Below are 20349 nucleotides of genomic sequence, written 5' to 3'. Positions count from 1 at the left end.
GCTTGTCGGCGCCCCTGGCCGCGCGCTGGACCGGCTCTCACTCGCGTCCGCGCCGCTGGGCCGGGTCCTCTCCACCCCAGCGAGGTTTCCGTGAGCACAGCTGTCCCACCCCCGAAGCCCTCGGCCTCCGCGGGCCTTGCCACCCTGCCGCCTGCAGGTCTGGACGAAGACGTCATCCAGGCCGAGCGCCGGCGAATGTCCCCGCTGCAGATTGCCGCCTGGGTGGGCGTCGGCCTCCTCGGCGCTGTGGCGTGGAGCGTCCTGGCGCTGTCCCGCGGGGAGAGCATCAATGCCATCTGGTTCGTGTTCGCGGCCGTGGCCAGCTACCTCATCGCCTACCGCTTCTATGCGACGTTCATCGAGTCCCGCCTGCTGCGGGCGGATGACAAGCGCGCCACCCCGGCCGAGTACCGGGCGGACGGCAAGGACTTCGCGGCCACGGATCGGCGCGTCCTCTTCGGCCACCACTTCGCGGCCATCGCCGGCGCGGGGCCGCTCGTGGGCCCGGTCCTCGCCGCGCAGCTCGGCTACCTGCCGGGCACCATCTGGATCATCGTCGGCGCGATCTTCGCCGGGTGCGTCCAGGACTACGTGGTCCTCTTCTTCTCCATGCGCCGGGGCGGGCGCTCCATGGGCCAGATGGCCCGTGACGAGCTGGGGCCCATCGGCGGCACTGCGGCCATCATCGCGACGCTGACGATCATGGTCATCATCACCGCGATCCTCGCCCTCGTCGTCGTCAACGCCCTCGGCGAGTCCCCGTGGGGCGTCTTCTCGGTCTCGATGACCCTGCCCATCGCCCTCTTCATGGGGGTGTACCTGCGCTACATTCGGCCGGGCCGCGTCATGGAGATCTCCGTCATCGGGTTCGTCCTCCTCATGGCCGCGATCATCGCGGGCCGCTGGGTCGGGGAGTCCGCCTGGGGCGCCGAGTTCTTCCACTGGGACCGCACGACGATCGCCTGGGTCATCATCATCTACGGCTTCGTGGCGGCCGTGCTGCCCGTGTGGCTGCTCCTCGCCCCGCGCGACTACCTCTCGACGTTCATGAAGATCGGCACGATCGTCATGCTGGCCCTCGCCATCGTCCTCGTGCGCCCCGAGCTCCACGTCCCGGCGTTCTCGGAGTTCGCGAGCCGCTCTGACGGGCCGGTCGTCTCCGGCTCCCTGTTCCCGTTCCTCTTTGTGACCATCGCCTGCGGCGCGCTGTCCGGCTTCCACGCCCTCATCGCGTCCGGCACGACGCCGAAGATGGTGGAGAAGGAGCGGCAGACCCGGCTCATCGGCTACGGCGGCATGGCCATGGAGTCCTTCGTCGCCGTGATGGCGCTCGTCGCCGCGCTGTCCATCGACCGCGGCGTGTATTTCGCCATGAACACGTCCTCGGCCCTGACCCTCGGGACCGCGGAGGGCGCGTCGGCGTTCGTCAATGGCCTCGGCCTCGCCAACGTCAACCTCGCCCCGGAGACGCTGACGCAGCTAGCGCACAACGTGGGCGAGGAGTCGATCGTCTCCCGCACGGGCGGCGCGCCCACCCTGGCGGTCGGGCTGTCGCACATCATGCACCAGGTCGGCGGCGGCGTGGCCATGATGGGCTTCTGGTACCACTTCGCCATCATGTTCGAGGCCCTCTTCATCCTCACCGCTGTCGACGCAGGCACCCGGGTGGCCCGGTTCATGCTCCAGGACTCGCTGGGCAACATCGCGCCGCGCTTCCGGGACCTCTCCTGGCGTCCAGGCGTGTGGATCTGCACGGCGATCATGGTCGCGGCCTGGGGCTCCGTCCTCATCATGGGCGTGACCGACCCGTTGGGCGGCATCAACACCCTGTTCCCGCTCTTCGGCATTGCCAACCAGCTCCTTGCGGCCATCGCGCTCGCGGTGTGCATGGGCATCGCGGCCCGGGCCGGGCGCGGCAAGTACCTGTGGATTCTCGCGGTGCCCCTCGCGTTCGTCACCGTCGTCACCGTGACGGCGAGCATCCAGAAGATCTTCTCTTCCAACCCCAAGGTGGGCTACTGGGCGCAGCACGAGCAGTTCAAGTCCGCGCTCGCGGCGGGCAAGACGAGCCTCGGAACGGCCAAGACACAGGCCGCCATGGAGGCCGTCGTCCGCAACACGGCCGTCCAGGGCACGCTGTCGGTGCTGTTCGTGGTCCTCGCGATCATCGTCATCATCGCCGCCGTCATCTCGACGCTGCGCTCGCTGCGCCGCGGTTCGCACTCGAGCACCGAGGACCCCTTCGTGCCCTCCGAGATCTACGCGCCGTCCGGCCTGCTGGCCACGCCCGCAGAGAAGGAGCTTGAGCGCCAGTGGGCCGAGCTCGGCGTCCAGCGTGCCCCGAGCCACCATGGGTGACGGGCAGGCGGCGGCGCCCCCGCGGCGGGGCGTCCGGGACGTCGCCGCGTCCGTGGCGCGCTTCGCCCGCGGAGTCATGGGGGCGGACGCATATGAGAAGTACGCGGCCCACCACGCCCGCCTCGAGGCCCGCGGCGAGTGCCCTGGGCGCCTCATGACCGAGCGCGAGTTCTGGCGGGACAAGACGGACCGGCAGGACCGCGAGCCCCAAGGCAGGTGCTGCTAGTGGCCTTCTTCGCGCAGGCCCGAGCCCGCCGCCGGGACGAGTCCGAGCTCGGCACGGGGCTGTGGCGGCGCGCCCACGACCGCTACATCCGCGGGCTCGACCGTTTCCACCAGATCCTCGAGCAGGGGCAGGACGAGGCTGCTTCGCGGCTCGTGCCCGCCGCAGACCTGCTCGCCGACGCACTCCCGCGCATCCGGGCGGTCTGCGTCGAGGCGCACCGGGCTGCCCCCGGCGTCGACCTCAATGTCCCCGGGGGGCGCTTCACGGAGGTTCACCGGCGCCTCTCCCGCGCAGGCAACGCGCTCGCCGCGAGCGCGGAGGCGGCGGCCATGACCCTCCTGGCTCCCGGAGGGGCCGACGACGGGGCCGCGGGCGTGGAGAACGTCGAGCGCCGGGCCCGTCAGGTTCTCGAGGAGATCGCCGCCGCTGAGGCCGCGCTGCGGGACGTTCGGTCACAGTGAAACTGTCCCGCAGGGGGTGACGAATCCGGGGCCCGGGTGTTGACTGTTCCCATGACCAACACCGTGAAGGACCTCAAATTCAGTGATTCCCGCTCCATCCCGCAGCTCGGCTTCGGCGTCTGGCAGGTGGAGGACGACGGCGCTGAGGCCGCCGTGACCAAGGCCCTCGAGGTGGGCTACCGCCACATCGACACCGCCAAGGTGTACGAGAACGAGGCGGGCGTCGGCCGCGCCGTTGCCGCCTCGTCCATTCCGCGCGAGGAGCTGTTCATCACGACCAAGCTCTGGAACGCGGACCAGGGGTACGAGGCCGCCATCGCCGCGCTGGAGGCCTCGCTTGAGCGCCTCGGCCTGGAGTACGTGGACCTCTACCTCATTCACTGGCTCCAGCCGAAGCAGGGCCTCTACGTGGAGACGTGGAAGGCGCTCATCGAGCTGCAGAAGCGCGGCCTGGTGAAGTCCATCGGCGTCTCGAACTTCACCGCGGACGCCCTGCGCGAGATCACCGATGTCACGGGTGTGGCCCCGGTCATCAACCAGGTTGAGACGCACCCGTACTTCAACCAGGCTGCGCTGCGCGAGGTTGAGCGGGACATGGGCATCCTCCACGAGTCCTGGTCCCCGCTGGGCCAGGGCAAGGAGCTCCTCGAGGACCCCGTGCTCGTGAAGATCGCCGAGCGCCTCGGCGCCACGGTGGCCCAGGTCGTCATTGCCTGGCATCTCCAGCTCGGCAACGTCGTCATCCCGAAGTCGGTCACCCCGTCCCGCATCGAGGAGAACTTCGCCGCCACGGGCGTGACTCTCACGGACGAGGACATGGACGCGATCAACGGCCTCGACAAGGGCGAGGACGGCCGGATCGGCCCGGACCCCGCGGTCTCCGACTTCGCGTAGTCCCGGCCCCGACGCCGGGCGCCGCACCTGATTTGCAGAGTGCGCCGCTCCTCCGCTAGAGTGGTGGCTGTTGTCCGGTTGGACAGCGTGCCTCCTTAGCTCAGATGGTAGAGCGTATCACTCGTAATGATAAGGTCGCCGGATCGATCCCGGCAGGGGGCTCCCAGAGAACGCCTCCTCCCCGTCAGGGGAGGGGGCGTTTTTCGTTTCCCCGGTCATGAGCCAGTGCCGGTCGACGCCTGTGGCCAAGGCCCACATGCTGATGGTGGCGCGGGATGGCTCGCGGTGTCCGTTCTCGGCTGCGCTGATCGTGGCGCGGGAGATGCCGGCGAGGTCGGCGAGCTCTCAGGCGGCAGGGGAGCTGTCTGAAGGGTGCTCAGGCCGCTCGCTGCGGCGTGATGCGCGGGGGCGTGTCTGGTCCCAGGCCCGGATGCGCTCGGGGAGCCACCCGCGTGCGGTCCCCACGAGGACGTCAGGCTCTGGAAGCTTGTAACGGCCCAGGGAGCTCGGGAGGACTCCCAAATAGGTTGCGACGTCGGTGCGGGACCAGTACTGAATCGGCTTAGACACTCGCGTCCCTTCTGGCGGGGGACCACAGGACTGCCCCTAGACACCCGAGGCCCACGAGCGAGATGGCCACACCGGCGGCGGGGTAGTTCGACCCGAGGGCCAGATAGGCGCCAAGAGCGGTGAGGGCGATGAGGTTGCAGACGAGGCTCTTTCTCATGGCGGTGTCGATGGCGCAACGGTCGCGGAGATGCTCCGAGGGGGTGCGTCTGAGGCTGCCGAGCGCCACCCCTCCTTTCTGTAGGGGAGCAGGCAAATGAGTGTGATTAATACTTATCACGATTGCGCGTTGCTCGGCAGGGTGATGAGGGATCGGCGTGCCCCTGCCTGGGCGCGCGTGCCGCTCCGGAGGGGGCGTTCGTCGTTTCCCGCCCCGAGTTCATGCGGCGGTCACCTTCCGTTCCCCGCCCGCGTCACATCGGGGCGCAAGGATGGGATTCAGCCCTTCTCGTCGTGAGGGTGCAGCGTTGCGAGAAGGGGGAGGCGCATGGGCCTGACCAGAGTAGACGGACCCCGCCGGTCCCGTGTGCCGCAGTTGGCGGTGCTCGACATGGCGGGCACCACGGTGGATGTGGCGGGCCTGCGCGAGGACAGCCTGTCCCGCGTCCTCGCATCCCACGGCACGGATCCGGAGTCCGCCGAGGGTCTCTCGCTCCGCGCCGCCTGGAACCGCACAGGCGGAGCCAGCACCTTCTCCGTCTTCCGCGAGCTCTTCGACGACGACCTCGAGGCCGCCCACCGCGCCAACCGCATGTTCGAGGCCACGTTTGACGCCCTGGTCCGCGAGCGCGGCGTCTGCCCCATGCCCGGCGCCAGTGAGGCCATCGGGATGCTCCGGGAGCAGGGGGTTCTCGTGTGCCTCGTGACCGGTTTCGGCCGCCACACCCAGAACACCATTCTCGAGTCCCTCGGCTGGATGGGCCTGGCGGACCTCAGCCTGTGCCCCTCGGACGCGGGGAGGGGGCGCCCCTTCCCCGATCTCGTCCTGACGGCGGTTCTCGCCCTTGATGTCGACGACGTCCGCGATGTCCTTGTCGTGGGTGATTCCGTCAACGACATGCTCACGGGAGTCCGCGCGGGGGCGAGGGACGTCGTGGGTGTCACGACCGGGGCCCACACGGCCGCGGAGCTCATCGCAGCCGGGGCCACGGACGTCGTCGACTCCGTGGGTGCCCTCCCTGTGCTTGAGAGGGCGCGGGGAGTCCGCGCCTGACGCCCCCGAGGGGCGGCTCTGCGCGCCCCCGAGTGAGCCGCGCCCCTGTGAGCGGTGCGGCCCGATGCCTACCGCCGGGGTGCGGCCGCTGCGGGGGCGCTGAGCAGGGCCATCATCATGGCCTCGATGGCCTGGGCGGCGGCGACGTTCGTCGTCACGAGCCGCCGCCGGGTCGCGTTGATGGTCTCCATGGCCTCGAGGGTGGACTCGGGCGGAGTCGCGGCCGCCGTGGCGGCGAGGGAGTCCGCGAGGTCGACGTTGACGAGGTTCGTGCCGCCCGTCTGGATGATGAGGAGGTCCCGGTACCAGGAGATGAGGTCGGTCAGGGCTCGGTCGTAGTAGTCGTTGCGGCTGCGCTTGCCTCGGCGCGCCTGCTCGTCCTCGAGCCGCTTGAACTGGGCGCGGAGGGCGGGAGGAATGGCGGCGTCGGACTCGAGACCGAGCTGCCGCCGCAGCTCCTCCTTCTCCCGCTCGTTCCGCACCGCCAGGGACGCCTCGGCCTCTGAGTCCGCGAGGGCCACGAGGTGGGCGGCGGCCTGCATGCCCGCGGACACGCTCGTCAGGCGGGATGGGAGCGTGACGATCTCGTGGCGCCGCGCGCGGGCATCCTGGTCCGAGGCCAGGCGGCGGGCGATCCCGATGTGGCTCTGCGCCGCGAGGGCGGCGCGCCGGGCGATCTCCGGCGCGAAGCCGTCCCGCTCGGTGAGGAGCCGGGCGACGTCCTCCGGGTCCGGCAGGCGCAGGCTCACGAGGCGGCAGCGGCTGCGGATGGTCACGAGCACGTCTCCCGGGCTCGGCGTGCAGAGGACCCAGATCGTGTGGGGCGGGGGCTCCTCGACGGCCTTCAAGAGGACGTTCGTGGTCCGCTCCGCCATGCGGTCTGCGTCCTCGATGACGATGACGCGGAAGCGCCCGGACGTGGGGCGGTCGTAGGCCCGGCGGACGATGTCCCGGGCCTCCTGGATCGTGATGACGGACTTGTCCGTGGCGATCCGCGTGATGTCCGGGTGGCTGCCGGCGGCCGCGAGCGTGCACGAGCGGCAGGTGCCGCACCCGCGAGGCTCGATCTCCGTGTGAGGGCAGTTGAGGGCTGCGGCGAACGCCAGCGCCGCGTTGGAGCGCCCCGAGCCCGGAGGGCCTGTGACAAGCCAGGCGTGGTGCGGGGTCGTCGAGGCCGCGGCCGCCATGAGGGGCTCGACCGCCCGCTCCTGGCCGATGAGATCCGCCCACACGCCCGTCAGCTCCACCCTTGCCGGCGCCGAGCCCGGGGCGCTCGCCGCGGCGCTGCTCGTCGAGGCCGCGCGGCTCGTCTCTGCCTCGCTCGGCGCCTGGGTGTGGCGGGTCATGCCCCCTCCCGCCCGTCCTCGCGAGCCTCGAGCAGGCGCTGCACGCGGGTTTGGATGCGCGCCTGCACCTCGCGCGGCGTGAGGGTTGCGTCGATGACCTCGTAGCGTTCGGGCGCGGCGGCAGCCAGGTCGAGGAAGGCTTGGCGCGGGCGCGCGTGGAACTCATCCGGCTCGGCCTCGAGGCGGTCCTCAGCCCCGCCCGCCGTGCGGCGCCGCCGCCCCTCGGCCGGGTCGATGTCCAGCAGGACCGTGAGGTCCGGCGTCAGCCCTTGCGTCGCGAAGGCGTTGATGGACAGCACCTCGTCCGCCGAGAGCTCTCGCCCAGCGGACTGGTAGGCCACGGAGGAGTCGACGAACCGGTCGCAGATGACTGTGCCGCCGGCCCGAAGGTGGGGGAGGATCCGCTGCTCCACGTGGGCCGCCCGCGCCGCCGCGTAGAGCAGCGCCTCGGTGCGGGCGTCGACCTCGCCCTGACCGTGCTCCAGGACGAGCGGGCGGATGCGCTCACCGATGTCCGTGCCGCCCGGCTCCCGCGTGGCGATGACCTCGTGGCCGAGGCTCGTCAGCCATGTCGCCAGCTCCGGGATCTGCGAGCTCTTGCCTGCGCCGTCACCGCCCTCCAGGACGATGAAGAGGCCGGCGCGTGCGGGGGCGTTCTGCGTGTCAGTCACATCCCCCAGCCTATTCGTCGCCAGTGGAATCCAGAAGGCGAGAGCGGCCCCTGTGGAGGACGCATCCTCAGATAGCCTGTCCCCATGTCGCTGCGCCCCGAAACCCGCGTCGTCTCCCTCGGCAGGCCGCCCCACGAGGAGGAGTCGTCCCTCAACCCGCCCATCGTCCTCACGTCGACGTTCGTCGGGCGCGGCGACGCCCGTGGGGTGCGCACCTACGGCCGGGACGCCAACCCGAGCTGGGACCCCTTCGAGGAGGCGCTCGCGGATCTCGAGGGCGCCGAGCAGCCCGCTGTGCTCTTCGCCTCGGGCCTCGCGGCCGTCTCGGCCGCGCTCTCCCTCGTTCCGCAGGGCGCCACGCTCGTCATGCTCCGCCACACCTACCTCGGCACTGTCGCGGTGGCCCGTGAGCTCGCCTCTCGCGGGCTGCTCACCCTGGAGCTCGTCGAGGCCGACGGCGGAGCTGGACTCGTCGAGCGCATCCGCCGCCCTGCCCCCGGGGGCCTCGTGGTGTGGCTCGAGTCCCCGACGAATCCCATGCTCGAGGTCACAGACCTCCCGCTCGTGCTGGCCGAGGCGCGGCGCAGCGGGGTCACGAGCATCGTCGACAACACCTTCGCCACCCCGCTGGGCCAGCGGCCCCTCCTGCTTGGCGCGGACGTCGTCGTCCATTCCGTCACGAAGTACCTGGCGGGGCACTCGGATGTGGTGCTCGGGGCCGCGGTGGCGTCAACGCCCGCGCTGCGGGAGAGGCTCGTGCAGCAGCGCCTCCTCGGCGGCGCGGTTGCAGGCTCGTTCGAGGCATGGCTCGCCCTGCGCGGTCTCCGCACCTTGGCCCTGCGGATCGAGCGCTCGCAGGAGAACGCCGCGGAGCTTGCGCGCCGGCTCGAGGCCCACCCCGCCGTGGCGTCGGTGCGGCACCCCTCTCTCCCAGCAGACCCGGGTCACGCGATCGCCGCCCGCACCATGGACGGGTTCGGGTCCATTCTGAGCATCCAGCTGCCGGGAGGCGCCGAGGAGGCGGACGCGTTCATCGCCTCCCTGCGGCTGTGGGTCAGCGCGACGAGCCTCGGAGGGGTGGAATCCACCCTGGAACGGCGCCGGCGCCACCCGGGAGAGTCTCCGTCCGTGCCGCCCGGACTCATCCGGCTCTCCGTCGGCATCGAGAGCGTCGACGACCTCTGGGAGGACCTGCGACGCTCCCTCGACACCCTGGCCCCGGCCTCCCCGGAGGGACCCAGGGACCCCGCGTAGACTTGGGGGCACTATGACTATCGGAACGCTCCTTGTCTGGATCCTGCAGCTGGTTCACACGGGCCTCGCGCTGTTCGCGGCCGTCGTCGCCGTGATGGCGGTGCTCGACTGCGCCCGCCGGGAGCCCCGCATGTTCGAGGCCATGGGCAAGCGCACCAAGGGCTTCTGGCTCGCCGTCACGGGCGTCTCCGCGCTCGTGTGCGTGCTGACCCTCTGGGGCGCCGTCAGTGCGTTCTTCGGCCCCTCCGGTGCGGCCGGTTTCGGGGGCATCAACATGTTCCAGATCATCGGCGTCACCGCGGCGGGCATCTACCTCGCCGACGTCAAGCGCGCCGTCTCCTAGCCCTTCCGTCGTCGCAGGCGTGCGCCCCGGGCCCCTGCTCGTCTGACTCCTCGCAAGGGCGTGCCTCCGCGGCCGTGCCGATCGCCAGGTGTCGGCCCTGGCTCAGCCCGCGAGGGGGCCGTCTGCCGGGCGCGCCACGGACCACGGCACGGTGAGCTCGCCGAGCCGCCACCGGGCCGGGCCGCCGAGGACCCGCCCGCCGTACGGTGCACGGCCCAGGGCCAGCCCCGCATCCGTGAGCGCCCGAGCCATGGCCGCCCACCGCTGGCGCGGCGAGAACGCACCATGGGCCGCGGCACGGTCCCACGCGCGATCAGCCTCCGCGAGGAGCCTGTGGACAGGCTCTCCCGGGACGTTGCGGTGAATGAGGGCCTTCGGCAGCCGCTCGGCGACGTCGCTCGGGCGGGACACAAGCCACGGGTTGACGGCAAGCGTCAGCGTGCGCGGCCCCTCCTGCCCGAGGCACACCCACGCTGCGGTGCGCCCCACCTCGTCACACGTGCCCTCGATGAGCACGCCCCCGGGATCGAGCCTCGCCGCCATCGTGGCCCAGATGCCCGGGACGTCCTTCTCCTCGTACTGGCGCAGCACGTTGAACGCCCGAACCACGCGCGGCGGCCGGGGCGTGGCGAGCTCGAATCCGCCGAGCTCAAAGCTCAGCCCCGGCTCCTCGACGGCCCGCGCCAGGGCCACCCGCGCCTGCTCGATCTCCAGCCCCATCAGCTCGGCGTCCGGCGCCACCGCGCGGACTCGCCGGAACAGTTCGGCGGCGGTCCAGGGGGCCGCCCCGAACCCCAGGTCGACGACGAGGGGCCTGGCGGCGCGCGTGAGGACGCTCGCGTGCGTGCCGCAGAGCCAGCGGTCAACACGCCGCATCCGGTTGGCGGCTGTCGTTCCCCGGGTCACGTGGCCCACGGGGCGCCCCGGGCGGACTGCGAGCTCGCGCGATTTCTCCACCATCCCTCCAGCCTATTTCGCTAGAGTGAGGTCATGACGTACACACTGATTCTCCTGCGCCACGGCCAGAGCGAATGGAACGAGAAGAACCTGTTCACGGGATGGGTGGATGTGCCCCTGACTGAGCAGGGCCGTGAGGAGGCGCGCCGCGCCGGCGAGCTCCTCAAGGACGCGGACCTTCTGCCGGAGTACCTTTTCACGAGCCGCCTCCAGCGCGCCGTCGTCACGAGCGCCATCGCCCTTGAGGCGGCGGGCCGCACGTGGATCGACGTCACGCGGGACTGGCGCCTCAATGAGCGTCACTACGGCGCCCTCCAGGGCAAGGACAAGGCGGAGACCCTCCAGGAGTTCGGCGAGGAGCAGTTCATGCTCTGGCGCCGCTCGTTCGACACCCCGCCCCCGCCCATCGACCCGGCGGACCGGTGGGCCCAGACCAACGATCCTCGCTACGCGGACCTGGACGAGGTCCCGCGCACCGAGTGCCTCAAGGACGTCATCGAGCGCCTCGTCCCTTACTGGGACGCGGAGATCGCCCCCGTCATCCGCTCCGGCAAGCGCGTCCTCATCACGGCGCACGGCAACTCGCTCCGAGCCCTCGTCAAGCACCTCGACGGCGTCTCGGATGAGGACATCGTGGGCCTGAACATCCCCACGGGCATCCCGCTCGTCTACGAGCTGGACGAGGACCTCAAGCCCATCACCAAGGGCGGCCAGTACCTTGATCCGGAGGCCGCTGCTGAGGCCGCCGCGGCCGTGGCGGCGCAGGGCAGCGCCAAGCCCAAGGCCTAGCCCGTGGCCGCTGGGAGCCGGGCTCGCCCGGCTCCCAGCCTGTTCGGGCACAGAAGAAGGGCCCCGCGCCGCGGGGCCCTTCAGTGTTTGCTGCGTCAGTAGTGACTGATGCGCGAGTGTTTTCGGTGCGCTCCTGCTGTCAGCGAGGCGCCTTACGGCGCGGTGGCCTTGAACGGCTCCCAGTCGCCGGAGACGAGGTAGGAGACCTTGCGGGCGACGGACACTCCGTGGTCGGCGAAGCGCTCGAAGTAACGGGAGGCGAGGGCCACGTCGACGCTCGTGGCCGCGTTGCCCTGCCAGTCCTCGCTGGCGATCTGCTGGAACACCGACGCGTGAAGCTCGTTGACGCGCGTGTTCGCGGTGAGGATGCGGTTGGCCACCGTCAGGTCCCGGGAGCGGAGAAGCTCCACGAGGTCCTTGGCGATCTCGAGGTCGAGGGCCGCCAGCTCACGGAAGGTGGGGCGGATGGCCTCGGGGAGGACATCGGCGGGGTACCGCAGGCGAACGAGCTGGGCCACGTGCCGGGCCAGGTCTCCCATGCGCTCGAGAGAGATGCTCATCCGGAGCGTGCCCACGACAAAGCGCAGGTCCGAGGCCACAGGGCCTTCGAGGGCGAGGACGTCGATCGAGCGCTCGTCCACCTCATGCTGGACGAAGTCAATCTTGGCGTCAGCGGCGATGACGTTCTGCGCGAGCTCGGTGTCCGAGGACTCGAGAGCCTGCACCGCCTGCTCGAGAGCGGCAGTCACGAGCTCCGCGATCTTGATGAGCTCGTCGTTGATGGTGGCCAGTTCTTCCTGGAAAGCCTTGCGCACTAGGGTGTCCTTCGGGTCGTCGCCGGGGCGTTGTTCGATCTACGGCGCGGGCGCGAGAAGCCCACTCTCAGCACCTTGGCACGCCCCCGTGAACTCTGGAGGGTTCGAACGTGAACAGTGCCTGAACGAGACCGTCAGCGCAGCCTCGCTCGCCGCAGAGGGGATCGTCATCTGTCTATGCTGGGGGCGTGAACCCCGCCGTCCTTGCCATCGTATCCGTGCTTGCGGGTGTCCTCGTCGGGGCCGGCGGCGTTTACGCCTTCATGGTCTCCGAGCGCAAGCGGGGCCACGTCGACGAGCCCGTCCCCACGATCGGGGACGGAGCCGCGGAGGTCCTGTCCGTCGTCGGGCGCGGCTACGTCGTCGTCGACTCCACGAATGGCGTGGTCAAGGCGAATCCCTCCGCGTACGCCTACGGGCTCATCCGGGGGCACAGCCTGGTCCACGAGGAGCTCCGGTCCATCGCGGACCGCGTGCGGCGGGACGGAGTCGTCGAGGAGGCGCAGTTCGAGCTTCCGCGCACGCCGCTCGGCGGCGCGAGCATCGTCGTCTTCGTTCGCGCCGCGGCCCTGGGGGACGAGTTCATCCTCCTCCTGGCCGACGACCGCACGGAGGTCACCCGCACCGAGGCCGTCCGCAACGACTTCGTGGCCAACGTGTCCCACGAGCTCAAGACGCCGGTCGGCGCCATCTCCCTCCTCTCCGAGGCCATCGACGACGCGGCCGACGACGAGGAGGCCGTGCGCCGCTTCGCCAAGCGCCTGTTCATCGAGGCCAAGCGGCTCTCGGCGCTCGTTCAGGACATCATCGAGCTCTCCCGGCTCCAGGGCACCAACGTGGTCATCAAGGGCCAGCGGGTGTCCATCGACGCGGTCATCTCCGAGGCGATCGACCGCAATACGATGTCCGCCGAGGCCAAGAGCATCACCATCCGCGCCGGGCGGCCCCTCGGCGCCTACGTCCACGCGGACGCCGAGCAGATCACCATGGGGCTGCGGAACCTCATCGACAATGCCATCCGCTACTCGCCGGCAGGGACCACCGTGGGCGTCGGCGCGCGCCTCGTCGACGGCGTCGTCACGGTCTCCGTCACGGACCAGGGCCCGGGCATCTCCCCGGAGGACCAGGAGCGCATCTTTGAGCGCTTCTACCGAGTGGACGCGGCCCGCTCCCGCCAGACCGGCGGCACGGGGCTGGGCCTCAGCATTGTCAAGCATGTCTTCACGAACCACGGCGGTGACGTCACGGTCTGGTCCCACGAGGGGCAGGGCTCGACGTTCACTGTCCGGCTGCCGCAAATGGACGAGTCGGCGGTTGCCGATGAGAATGAAAGGGAAATGCCATGACGCGCATCCTCATCGTCGAGGACGAGGAATCTCTGAGCGATCCGCTTGCCTACCTGCTGGGCAAGGAGGGGTATGAGGCGCGTGTCGCAGCCGACGGCAATGCCGCCCTCGTGGACTTCTCGCGGTGGACGCCGGACCTCATCCTCCTCGACCTGCAGCTTCCCGGCATGTCGGGAACGGAGGTCTGCCGCGCCGTCCGTCAGACCTCCAACGTGCCGATCATCATGCTCACGGCCAAGGACTCCGAGATCGACAAGGTCGTGGGCCTCGAGCTCGGCGCCGACGACTACGTGACCAAGCCGTACAGCTCGCGAGAGCTCGTTGCTCGGATCAGGGCGGTCCTCCGCCGCCACGCTGAGCCCGAGGACCTCGTGACGAGCACCGTCGCGGCAGGCCCGGTCTCCATGGACGTGGAGCGCCACGTCGTCAGCGTCAACGGAGAGCAGGTGGCCCTGCCCCTCAAGGAGTTCGAACTCCTCGAGATGCTCTTGCGCAACACGGGCCGTGTTCTGACGCGGGGGCAGCTGATCGACAGGGTCTGGGGCAGCGACTACGTGGGAGACACCAAGACGCTCGACGTCCATGTCAAGCGCCTCCGCAGCAAGATCGAGCCCGACCCCTCGAACCCGCGGCACCTCGTGACGGTGCGTGGGCTGGGGTACAAGTTCGAGTCTTAGAGCTCCAGACGCAGGAAGGGCCCCGCCAGTGGCGGGGCCCTTCCTGCGTCTGGAGCCGGGCGAGGTGCCGGACTCCGTTGAGAGCTAGTGACCGGAGCTCTTGGAGGGGGCCGTGGTCTCCTTGGGCGCCGGGGTGTAGCCGCCCGGGATGAACGCGCGGTACTGCTCCAGCGTGCCGTCCAGAACGGGTGCTGAGAACTCCGCGGACTTGCCCCCGGCCGTGGCGGTCACGCTGACATTCTCGCCAGGCGTCTTGGGCGTGCTGGCGATCTCGACCTCGTTGCCCTTGTCTTCGAGAGAGACCGTGTTCTTGGCGCCGGCGGGGACCGTGATGGGCTTCGCGACCTTGGTCGAGCCGACCGTGAACTGGACCGTCACGGGGGAAGACCCCGTGTTGACGAGCGTGCCGAGGAGGCGGCCCGGCTTGTCCTTGGCGTTGGTGACGATGAGCATGTTGCGCATCTGGACGTCGGAGGAGGGGGCGTGCAGGGACGCGGAGACGCCATCCGAGGGGTTGTACGTCTTGGTGGTGGCCTGCTCGTTGATCGCGCTGCAGCCTGTGGCCCCGGCGAGCGAAGCGGCGAGGATAACGGCCGCGGCGGTGCGGCGGGCGCGGATGGCTCGAAGGTTGGTCACTCTCAATACTCCTGAAGGCGTGGCGGTGTGTCTGCGGCCGACGAGGCGCAAGGCGGACGGCGTCGTGATCTCAGGATACCCGCTCACCTGCGCGAGGGAGGGAAGGGGGCGGCACAGGGAGGCCCGAGGGGAGGGAGAAGTCAGTCTCCGAACGTATCGCGAGGGGATCTCGAAAGTAAAGCGCCAGGCCCCACAACCGCGCCGCCATGCTAAAGTGGAGGTCGCGAAAGGGGAATATCCACATGATTTTTGAGGTTGGCGAGACAGTCGTTTACCCCCATCATGGAGCCGCAACGATCGAAGAGATCAAGACGCGGGTCATCAAGGGTGAGGAGAGGATGTACCTCCGGCTCCGAGTCGCGCAGGGAGACCTCACGATTGAAGTCCCCGCTGAGAACGTGGACATGGTCGGCGTCCGCGATGTCGTGGGCAAGGAAGGCCTCGAGCACGTGTTCGACGTCCTCCGGGCCGAGCTCGTCGAAGAGCCCACGAACTGGTCCCGGCGCTACAAGGCCAACCTGGAGAAGCTCGCCTCTGGCGATGTCATCAAGGTCGCCGAGGTCGTCCGCGACCTGTGGCGCCGCGACAACGACCGCGGCCTCTCCGCCGGCGAGAAGCGGATGCTCTCCAAGGCCCGCCAGATCCTCATCTCCGAGCTCGCGCTCGCGGAGAAGACGGATGAGGAGCAGGCGGCGACCGTCCTCGACGAGGTCCTCGCCTCCTAGCCCAGGACACACCCAGTGAAGCGTCCCGATGTGACTGCACTTCAGCCCGAAGGCGCCGCAGACAGTGCGGCGCCTTCGGCGTACCCGAGCCCTGACGCCGCGGCCGGCGCGGGCGTCACCGTCATCCTTGCCGCGGCCGGGCAGGGGACGAGGCTCGGTGCTGGGGTGCCCAAGGCCCTCGCCCCGCTGAGGGGCGAGCCCCTTGCGGTCCATGCCTTGCGCGGCGTCGGGCAGGCGCTCCCGCTGGCGCAGATCGTCGTGCTCCAGCCGCCTGCTGACCCGCGCCTTCGCGAGGCTGTCGAGTCCGCGTTCGGCGCGGAGGCCGCCGGCCGGATCCGCTGGGTGGACGGCGGTGCGGAGCGCTCGGACTCGGTCCGCGCAGGCCTCGCTGCGGTGGAGACCGAGCGCGTTCTCGTGCATGACTGCGCCCGGGCGCTGGTTCCCCCCTCGGTCTTCGCCGACGTTCTCGCGGCCCTCGGGGCCGGCGCGGACGGCGCCATCCCCGCTGTGCCCGTCGTGGACACGGTCAAACTCGTCTCCGACGACGGGGCGCACATCTCCTCGACCCCGCCCCGGTCCCGCCTCCGCGCCGTCCAGACTCCCCAGGGCTTCCGCACGGAGGCCCTTCGCCTCGCCCACTCCCGCCCCGGCGGCGTCGAGGCCACCGATGACGCCATGCTCCTCGAGGCGCTCGGCCTCGACGTGCGCCTGGTCCCCGGCCACGCGGACGGGCTCAAGGTGACCGGGCCCCTCGACGTCGTCCTTGCGGAGCACATTCTCGCGGCGAGGGAGGAGCCGGCAGGCCCGTCGTCGTCCATTCCAACCCCAGGAGGTCCCGCCATGGTGACGCCCCAGAGCCCCCAGGGCTCGCAGACCCTGCTCCCAGAGCCCGCCTTCCCGATGCCCCGCACGGGCGTGGCCGTCGACGTCCACGGCTTCTCGGACGACCCGCGGCGCGTCCTGTGGCTTGCGTGCCTCGACTGGCCCGGGGAGCGGGCGCTGGAAGGCCACTCGGACGGGGACGTCGTGGCGCACGCCTGCGCGGATGCCCTCTTCTCGGCGAGCGGCATCGGGGACCTCGGCTCGGTGTTCGGCGTGGACCGCCCGGACATGGCGGGGGCCAGCGGGGAGCGCATCCTCGGCGAGGCGGCGCGGCTGACGCGGGAGGCCGGGTTCGTCATCGGCAACATCGCCGTGCAGCTCGTCGCTCAGGGGCCCGTCTTCTCGCCCAGGCGGGAGGAGGCGCAGCGGAGGCTGAGCGAGATCGCGGGAGCGCCCGTGACGGTCTCGGCGACGACGACCGACCACCTCGGCTTCCTCGGCCGCAAGGAGGGCGTCATGGCTGTGGCCTCGGCGCTCGTGGCACCCGCCGCCGGGCAGCCCCGGCCAGAGCGGGAGCCGAGCGTCTAGGCTGGAAGGGTGACCCTTCGATTCTTTGATTCCGCCAGCCGTGAGATCCGGGACTTCGTCCCCGTCCGCCCGGGGGAGGCCAGCGTCTACTACTGCGGCGCCACGGTGCAGGGCGAGCCGCACGCGGGGCACGTGCGCTCCGCAGTCGCCTTCGACACGCTGGTGCGCTGGCTGGAGTACCGCGGCTACCGCGTGACCACGGTCCGCAACGTCACGGACATCGACGACAAAATCCTCGCCAAGTCCGAGGCCTCGCGCGGCGTCACCGACCCCGCCCCCGGCCAGGTGCCGGACGAGGAGTGGTGGGCGCTCGCGTACCGGTACGAGCAGGCGTTCGCCCGGGCCTACGACGCCCTCGGCGTCCGCCGCCCCACCTACGAGCCGCGCGCCACGGGGCACATCACCGAGATGCACGCGCTCATTCAGCGCCTCATCGACGCCGGGCACGCCTACCCGGCCCTCGACGACTCGGGAGACGTCTACTTCGACGTCCGTTCGTTCCCCGAGTACGGGGCCCTCACCCGCCAGTCCGTTGAGGACATGCAGGAAGCCCCGGACGCGGACCCGCGCGGCAAGCGAGACCCGCGGGACTTCGCCCTCTGGAAGGGGCGCAAAGACGGGGAGCCCGAGAGCGCCTCGTGGCCGAGCCCCTGGGGCGCCGGCCGCCCCGGGTGGCACCTCGAGTGCTCGGCGATGGCCGGGCGCTACCTCGGGGAGACGTTCGACATCCACGGCGGAGGCCTGGACCTGCGCTTCCCGCACCACGAGAACGAGCTCGCACAGTCGCGCGCGGCCGGGGACGACTTCGCCCGGTTCTGGATGCACAACGGGCTCGTCACCATGGGCGGCGAGAAGATGTCGAAGTCCATTGGCAACACAGTGTCGCCCCGCGAGCTCATCGAGGCCGTGGGACCGCGCGCTGTCCGGTACGCGTTCCTCGCCGCCCACTACCGCTCCGTGCTGGACTACCGGCCCGCGACGGCCGACTCCCCGTCCTCCGTCGAGGCTGCTGCCACGGCCCTGGCCCGCGTGGACGCGTTCCTTGCCAAGGCGGGGGACGTGGAGCCCGGGGCAGAGGTGCCCGAGGCGTTCGCGGCCGCCATGGACGACGACCTCTCCACCCCCCAGGCCCTCGCGGCACTCCACGAGACGGTCCGGGACGGCAACATCGCGCTCGCGGCGGGGGACAGGGAGGGTGCCCAGCGCCTTGCCGCGTCCGTCCTCGCCATGACGCGGGTGCTCGGATTGGACGACGCCGGATCAGCCGCCGGTGCCTCGGCCTCGCGGGAGTCGGAGGCCCTCGCGGCACTCGTCGAGGACGTCATCGCCCAGCGCCGCGCGGCCCGGGAGCGCAAGGACTGGGCCGAGGCGGACCGCCTTCGGGACGTTCTCGCGGCGGCCTCCGTCGTCGTGGAAGACGGCGCGGAGGGCAGCAGCTGGTCCCTGCGGGCCTGACCCGCGGCGGGCCCGGCCCGTAGACTGGCACTCACGAGAGACAACGGGTGCCGCCCGGGCGACGAACCGTCGTCGGCGTCAGGCGCCTCCAACAGAAGGCAGCAGTTCATGGCAGGTCAGCGTCCGGGCGCTCAGCGGAAGACTCCGAAGAAGGGCCCCCAGGTCGGTACAGGCGGTCACGGGCGCAAAGCGCTCGAGGGCCGGGGTCCCACGCCCAAGGCGGAGGACCGCGTCTACCACAAGGCGCACAAGGCCAAGGTCTTGGCGGAGCGCAGCGCAGCCAAGCGGGCCCCGCAGCGCTCGCGGCGCGACAAGCCGACCAACGAGACCGTCGCCGGCCGCAACTCCGTTGTGGAGGCCCTGCGCGCCGGGATCCCCGCGAAGACGCTCTACGTGGCCACGCGCATCGAGATGGACGACCGCGTCAAAGAGGCCCTCAAGCTCTCCGCGGAGCAGGGCATCGCGCTGCTTGAGGCGAGCCGGCAGGAGCTGGATCGGCTCACAGACGGCGCGGTCCACCAGGGGCTCGCGCTCGTCATCCCGCCGTACGAGTACTCCGATGCAGTGGAGACCCTCGACTCCCTCGCGGACCAGTGGGCCAAGGGGTACATCCCTCAGGCCCCGCTCGTCGTCGCGCTCGACGGCATCACGGACCCGCGCAACCTCGGCGCCATCATCCGCTCCGTCTCGGCGTTCGCGGGACACGCGGTCATCGTCCCGGAGCGCCGCTCAGCAGGCGTGACGGCGACAGCGTGGAAGACCTCCGCGGGCGCCGCCGTGCGCGTCCCCGTCGCGAAGGCCTCGAACCTCAACCAGACGCTCAAGCATGCGCAGAAGCGCGGGTTCTTCGTCCTGGGCCTCGACGGTGACGGCGACGTCTCCCTCCCTGAGCTCGCACTGGCCTCCGAGCCGGTCGTCCTCGTGGTGGGCTCCGAGGGCAAGGGGCTGTCCCGGCTCGTCCGCGAGAACTGCGACCAGATCGTCTCCATCCCCATCGACTCGGCGATGGAGTCCCTCAACGCGTCGATGGCCGTCGGCATCTCCCTGTACGAGGTGTCCCGGCGCCGAAGCACCAGCGCGTCGTGAGCTCAAAGCTCGGCGACGTGAACGCGCGCATGGAGCCGTCCGGCGGGGTTCTGTCGGTCTCGGCCAGCGGCGGAGGCCGTGGCCGTCCAGCGCGCCTGCGCCTGCTCGGGGCGGGTCTCGCCGCGGCGGCCCTGTTCCTCTCGGGGTGCGGGGTCGGTGGCGCCAGCTCGTCGTCGCCCTCTCCCTCCGCGTCCGTGCGCGGTGCGGAACCGAAGCGCTCCGGCGCTGCTTCCTCGGGGTCGACGACGGCGCCCGCCGGAATGGACACCGTCAAGGAGTCAGAGCTGCCGGCGGAGGGACGCCGCGTGCTCACAGCCATCCGGAAGGGCGGCCCGTTCGCGTATGAGCGGGACGGCGTGGTGTTCGGCAACTACGAGAAGCTGCTGCCGGGAAAGAAGCGGGGCTACTACCGCGAGTACACGGTGCCGACCCCGGGGAGCTCGTCGCGGGGAGCGCGGCGGATCGTTGTCGGCGGCGGCGCGGAGAAGTACTACACGAGTGACCACTATGAGACGTTCAAGTTCATCGAGGAGGGCCAGTGAGGTTCGTTGAGGCACGAGACGTCGAGGCGGAGATCGAGGCGCAGTGCGACGAGGCGCAGGAGAGCGGGAAACTGCCGCTGCCCGTGTATCCGGAGCCCACGAAGGACGACCTCATGCGGGCGTTCGCCCGCCGGCTGTCCTTTCCGAGCTACTTCGGACGGAACCTTGACGCGTTCGCCGACGCGATGCGGGACTTCACGTACGCGATGACCGGGCCGAGCACGATCATCCTCGGCGAACACGAGGACATGCAGGGCACGGACACGATGGCCGCTGTGGAGGAGATCCTGGCCGAGACCGAGGATCAGGCGAGCAGCGTCTTCCCCCTCGAGGTTGTGGTGGTCCGGGCACCTCGAGCCTGACGAGATCCACGTGGTGACGCGGATTCGGGGCGCTCCAGGCCCGCCGATGGCGGGTGGGAGCGCCCCGATTTTGCATCTGCGCCGAAGCCGTGTAGAGTTTTATCTCGCGCCGGGTTACGGAAAGCAGCGCAAGGGATGAACGGTTCGGGAACGAACGGATCAGGACTTGCGAAGAGCTGGAAGACCTGGTAGGCTTGAAAAGTTGCTTCGGAGCGA

General features: G+C 70.5%; 22 protein-coding genes, 1 tRNA gene and 1 pseudogene. 17 read left to right on the top strand and 7 right to left on the bottom strand.

What is annotated here, in order from left to right; all coding sequences use genetic code 11:
* The first annotated feature begins 90 nt into the window (after window positions 1–90).
* The 5 genes from J2S35_RS03675 (at window position 91) to J2S35_RS03655 (ending at window position 4101) form a co-directional block, all read left to right on the top strand.
* Window positions 91–2358: a carbon starvation CstA family protein gene (locus J2S35_RS03675; RefSeq protein ID WP_309849944.1), complete on the top strand. Its 2268-nt coding sequence runs from the start codon at window positions 91–93 to the stop codon at window positions 2356–2358.
* A complete protein-coding gene (locus J2S35_RS03670; RefSeq protein WP_309849941.1) occupies window positions 2351–2584 on the top strand; it encodes a YbdD/YjiX family protein in 234 nt (77 codons plus the stop codon). Before J2S35_RS03675 ends, J2S35_RS03670 begins: the two co-directional genes overlap by 8 nt.
* Entirely contained in the window at window positions 2584–3045 is a 462-nt protein-coding gene (locus J2S35_RS03665; RefSeq protein WP_309849940.1) for a hypothetical protein, read from the top strand. The genes J2S35_RS03670 and J2S35_RS03665 overlap by 1 nt, the downstream gene beginning before the upstream one ends.
* Window positions 3046–3096: 51 nt before the next feature.
* Window positions 3097–3939: an aldo/keto reductase gene (locus J2S35_RS03660; RefSeq protein WP_309849937.1), complete on the top strand. Its 843-nt coding sequence runs from the start codon at window positions 3097–3099 to the stop codon at window positions 3937–3939.
* A gap of 89 nt (window positions 3940–4028) precedes the next feature.
* Window positions 4029–4101, top strand: a tRNA-Thr gene (locus tag J2S35_RS03655).
* Here the strand turns inward: J2S35_RS03655 and J2S35_RS09925 are convergent.
* Both J2S35_RS09925 and J2S35_RS03650 read right to left on the bottom strand, forming a co-directional pair.
* A pseudogene (locus J2S35_RS09925) lies at window positions 4057–4272 on the bottom strand (helix-turn-helix domain-containing protein); the annotation flags it as partial. The gene J2S35_RS03655 and the pseudogene J2S35_RS09925 sit on opposite strands and share 45 nt — an antisense overlap.
* Before the next feature lie 229 nt (window positions 4273–4501).
* On the bottom strand, window positions 4502–4666 hold the full coding sequence (locus J2S35_RS03650) for a hypothetical protein (protein WP_309849935.1): 165 nt from the start codon (window positions 4664–4666) through the stop codon (window positions 4502–4504).
* A 327-nt stretch (window positions 4667–4993) separates the two neighbouring features.
* Here J2S35_RS03650 and J2S35_RS03645 point away from each other — a divergent pair, with 327 nt between their 5' ends.
* On the top strand, window positions 4994–5719 hold the full coding sequence (locus J2S35_RS03645) for an HAD family hydrolase (RefSeq protein WP_309849933.1): 726 nt from the start codon (window positions 4994–4996) through the stop codon (window positions 5717–5719).
* A 68-nt stretch (window positions 5720–5787) separates the two neighbouring features.
* Here J2S35_RS03645 and J2S35_RS03640 read toward each other — a convergent pair whose 3' ends face one another.
* Together J2S35_RS03640 and tmk are read right to left on the bottom strand one after the other, a co-directional pair.
* The gene (locus J2S35_RS03640; RefSeq protein ID WP_309849930.1) at window positions 5788–7065 is read right to left on the bottom strand and encodes a DNA polymerase III subunit delta'; all 1278 of its coding nucleotides are present in this window, start codon (window positions 7063–7065) and stop codon (window positions 5788–5790) included.
* Complete coding sequence (gene tmk, locus J2S35_RS03635) at window positions 7062–7736, bottom strand: dTMP kinase (RefSeq protein ID WP_309849928.1); 675 nt, start codon at window positions 7734–7736, stop codon at window positions 7062–7064. The genes J2S35_RS03640 and tmk overlap by 4 nt, the downstream gene beginning before the upstream one ends.
* 84 nt (window positions 7737–7820) lie before the next feature.
* Here tmk and J2S35_RS03630 point away from each other — a divergent pair, with 84 nt between their 5' ends.
* Together J2S35_RS03630 and J2S35_RS03625 are read left to right on the top strand one after the other, a co-directional pair.
* On the top strand, window positions 7821–8990 hold the full coding sequence (locus J2S35_RS03630) for a trans-sulfuration enzyme family protein (RefSeq protein ID WP_309849927.1): 1170 nt from the start codon (window positions 7821–7823) through the stop codon (window positions 8988–8990).
* A gap of 13 nt (window positions 8991–9003) precedes the next feature.
* Window positions 9004–9333, top strand: a complete 330-nt coding sequence (locus tag J2S35_RS03625; protein ID WP_309849925.1) for a DUF2516 family protein — start codon at window positions 9004–9006, stop codon at window positions 9331–9333.
* A gap of 102 nt (window positions 9334–9435) precedes the next feature.
* Here J2S35_RS03625 and J2S35_RS03620 read toward each other — a convergent pair whose 3' ends face one another.
* Entirely contained in the window at window positions 9436–10293 is an 858-nt protein-coding gene (locus J2S35_RS03620; RefSeq protein WP_309849923.1) for a class I SAM-dependent methyltransferase, read from the bottom strand.
* A gap of 30 nt (window positions 10294–10323) precedes the next feature.
* On the opposite strand from J2S35_RS03620, the gene J2S35_RS03615 reads away from it, so the two are divergent.
* Window positions 10324–11079 carry a phosphoglyceromutase gene (locus tag J2S35_RS03615; RefSeq protein WP_309849921.1) on the top strand — a complete coding sequence of 252 codons (756 nt, stop codon included), beginning with the start codon at window positions 10324–10326 and terminating at the stop codon, window positions 11077–11079.
* Window positions 11080–11231: 152 nt separating this feature from the next.
* Here J2S35_RS03615 and phoU read toward each other — a convergent pair whose 3' ends face one another.
* On the bottom strand, window positions 11232–11894 hold the full coding sequence (phoU, locus tag J2S35_RS03610) for a phosphate signaling complex protein PhoU (RefSeq protein ID WP_309849919.1): 663 nt from the start codon (window positions 11892–11894) through the stop codon (window positions 11232–11234).
* A gap of 188 nt (window positions 11895–12082) precedes the next feature.
* Here phoU and J2S35_RS03605 point away from each other — a divergent pair, with 188 nt between their 5' ends.
* Together J2S35_RS03605 and J2S35_RS03600 are read left to right on the top strand one after the other, a co-directional pair.
* Window positions 12083–13240, top strand: a complete 1158-nt coding sequence (locus tag J2S35_RS03605) for a sensor histidine kinase (RefSeq protein ID WP_309849916.1) — start codon at window positions 12083–12085, stop codon at window positions 13238–13240.
* Entirely contained in the window at window positions 13237–13917 is a 681-nt protein-coding gene (locus J2S35_RS03600; protein ID WP_309849914.1) for a response regulator transcription factor, read from the top strand. Before J2S35_RS03605 ends, J2S35_RS03600 begins: the two co-directional genes overlap by 4 nt.
* Before the next feature lie 84 nt (window positions 13918–14001).
* Here J2S35_RS03600 and J2S35_RS03595 read toward each other — a convergent pair whose 3' ends face one another.
* Window positions 14002–14553 (bottom strand): hypothetical protein, encoded by a 552-nt coding sequence (locus J2S35_RS03595; protein WP_309849911.1) that lies wholly within the window; start codon window positions 14551–14553, stop codon window positions 14002–14004.
* A 242-nt stretch (window positions 14554–14795) separates the two neighbouring features.
* On the opposite strand from J2S35_RS03595, the gene J2S35_RS03590 reads away from it, so the two are divergent.
* The 6 genes from J2S35_RS03590 (at window position 14796) to J2S35_RS03565 (ending at window position 20133) form a co-directional block, all read left to right on the top strand.
* Window positions 14796–15278, top strand: a complete 483-nt coding sequence (locus tag J2S35_RS03590; RefSeq protein WP_309849909.1) for a CarD family transcriptional regulator — start codon at window positions 14796–14798, stop codon at window positions 15276–15278.
* A gap of 30 nt (window positions 15279–15308) precedes the next feature.
* A complete protein-coding gene (gene ispD, locus J2S35_RS03585) occupies window positions 15309–16688 on the top strand; it encodes a 2-C-methyl-D-erythritol 4-phosphate cytidylyltransferase (protein WP_309849907.1) in 1380 nt (459 codons plus the stop codon).
* A gap of 9 nt (window positions 16689–16697) precedes the next feature.
* Entirely contained in the window at window positions 16698–18143 is a 1446-nt protein-coding gene (gene cysS / locus J2S35_RS03580; protein WP_309849905.1) for a cysteine--tRNA ligase, read from the top strand.
* Window positions 18144–18251: 108 nt separating this feature from the next.
* The gene (gene rlmB, locus J2S35_RS03575) at window positions 18252–19229 is read left to right on the top strand and encodes a 23S rRNA (guanosine(2251)-2'-O)-methyltransferase RlmB (protein WP_309849903.1); all 978 of its coding nucleotides are present in this window, start codon (window positions 18252–18254) and stop codon (window positions 19227–19229) included.
* 17 nt (window positions 19230–19246) lie between these two features.
* A complete protein-coding gene (locus tag J2S35_RS03570; protein ID WP_309849900.1) occupies window positions 19247–19771 on the top strand; it encodes a ribonuclease domain-containing protein in 525 nt (174 codons plus the stop codon).
* On the top strand, window positions 19768–20133 hold the full coding sequence (locus J2S35_RS03565; RefSeq protein ID WP_309849897.1) for a barstar family protein: 366 nt from the start codon (window positions 19768–19770) through the stop codon (window positions 20131–20133). The genes J2S35_RS03570 and J2S35_RS03565 overlap by 4 nt, the downstream gene beginning before the upstream one ends.
* Window positions 20134–20349: the final 216 nt, after the last annotated feature.

This window comes from Falsarthrobacter nasiphocae, assembly GCF_031456275.1.
Taxonomy (GTDB): Bacteria; Actinomycetota; Actinomycetes; order Actinomycetales; family Micrococcaceae; genus Falsarthrobacter; species Falsarthrobacter nasiphocae.
The sequence above is the reverse complement of the archived record's forward strand: the minus strand, read 5'-3'. Positions and strand labels throughout refer to the sequence as shown.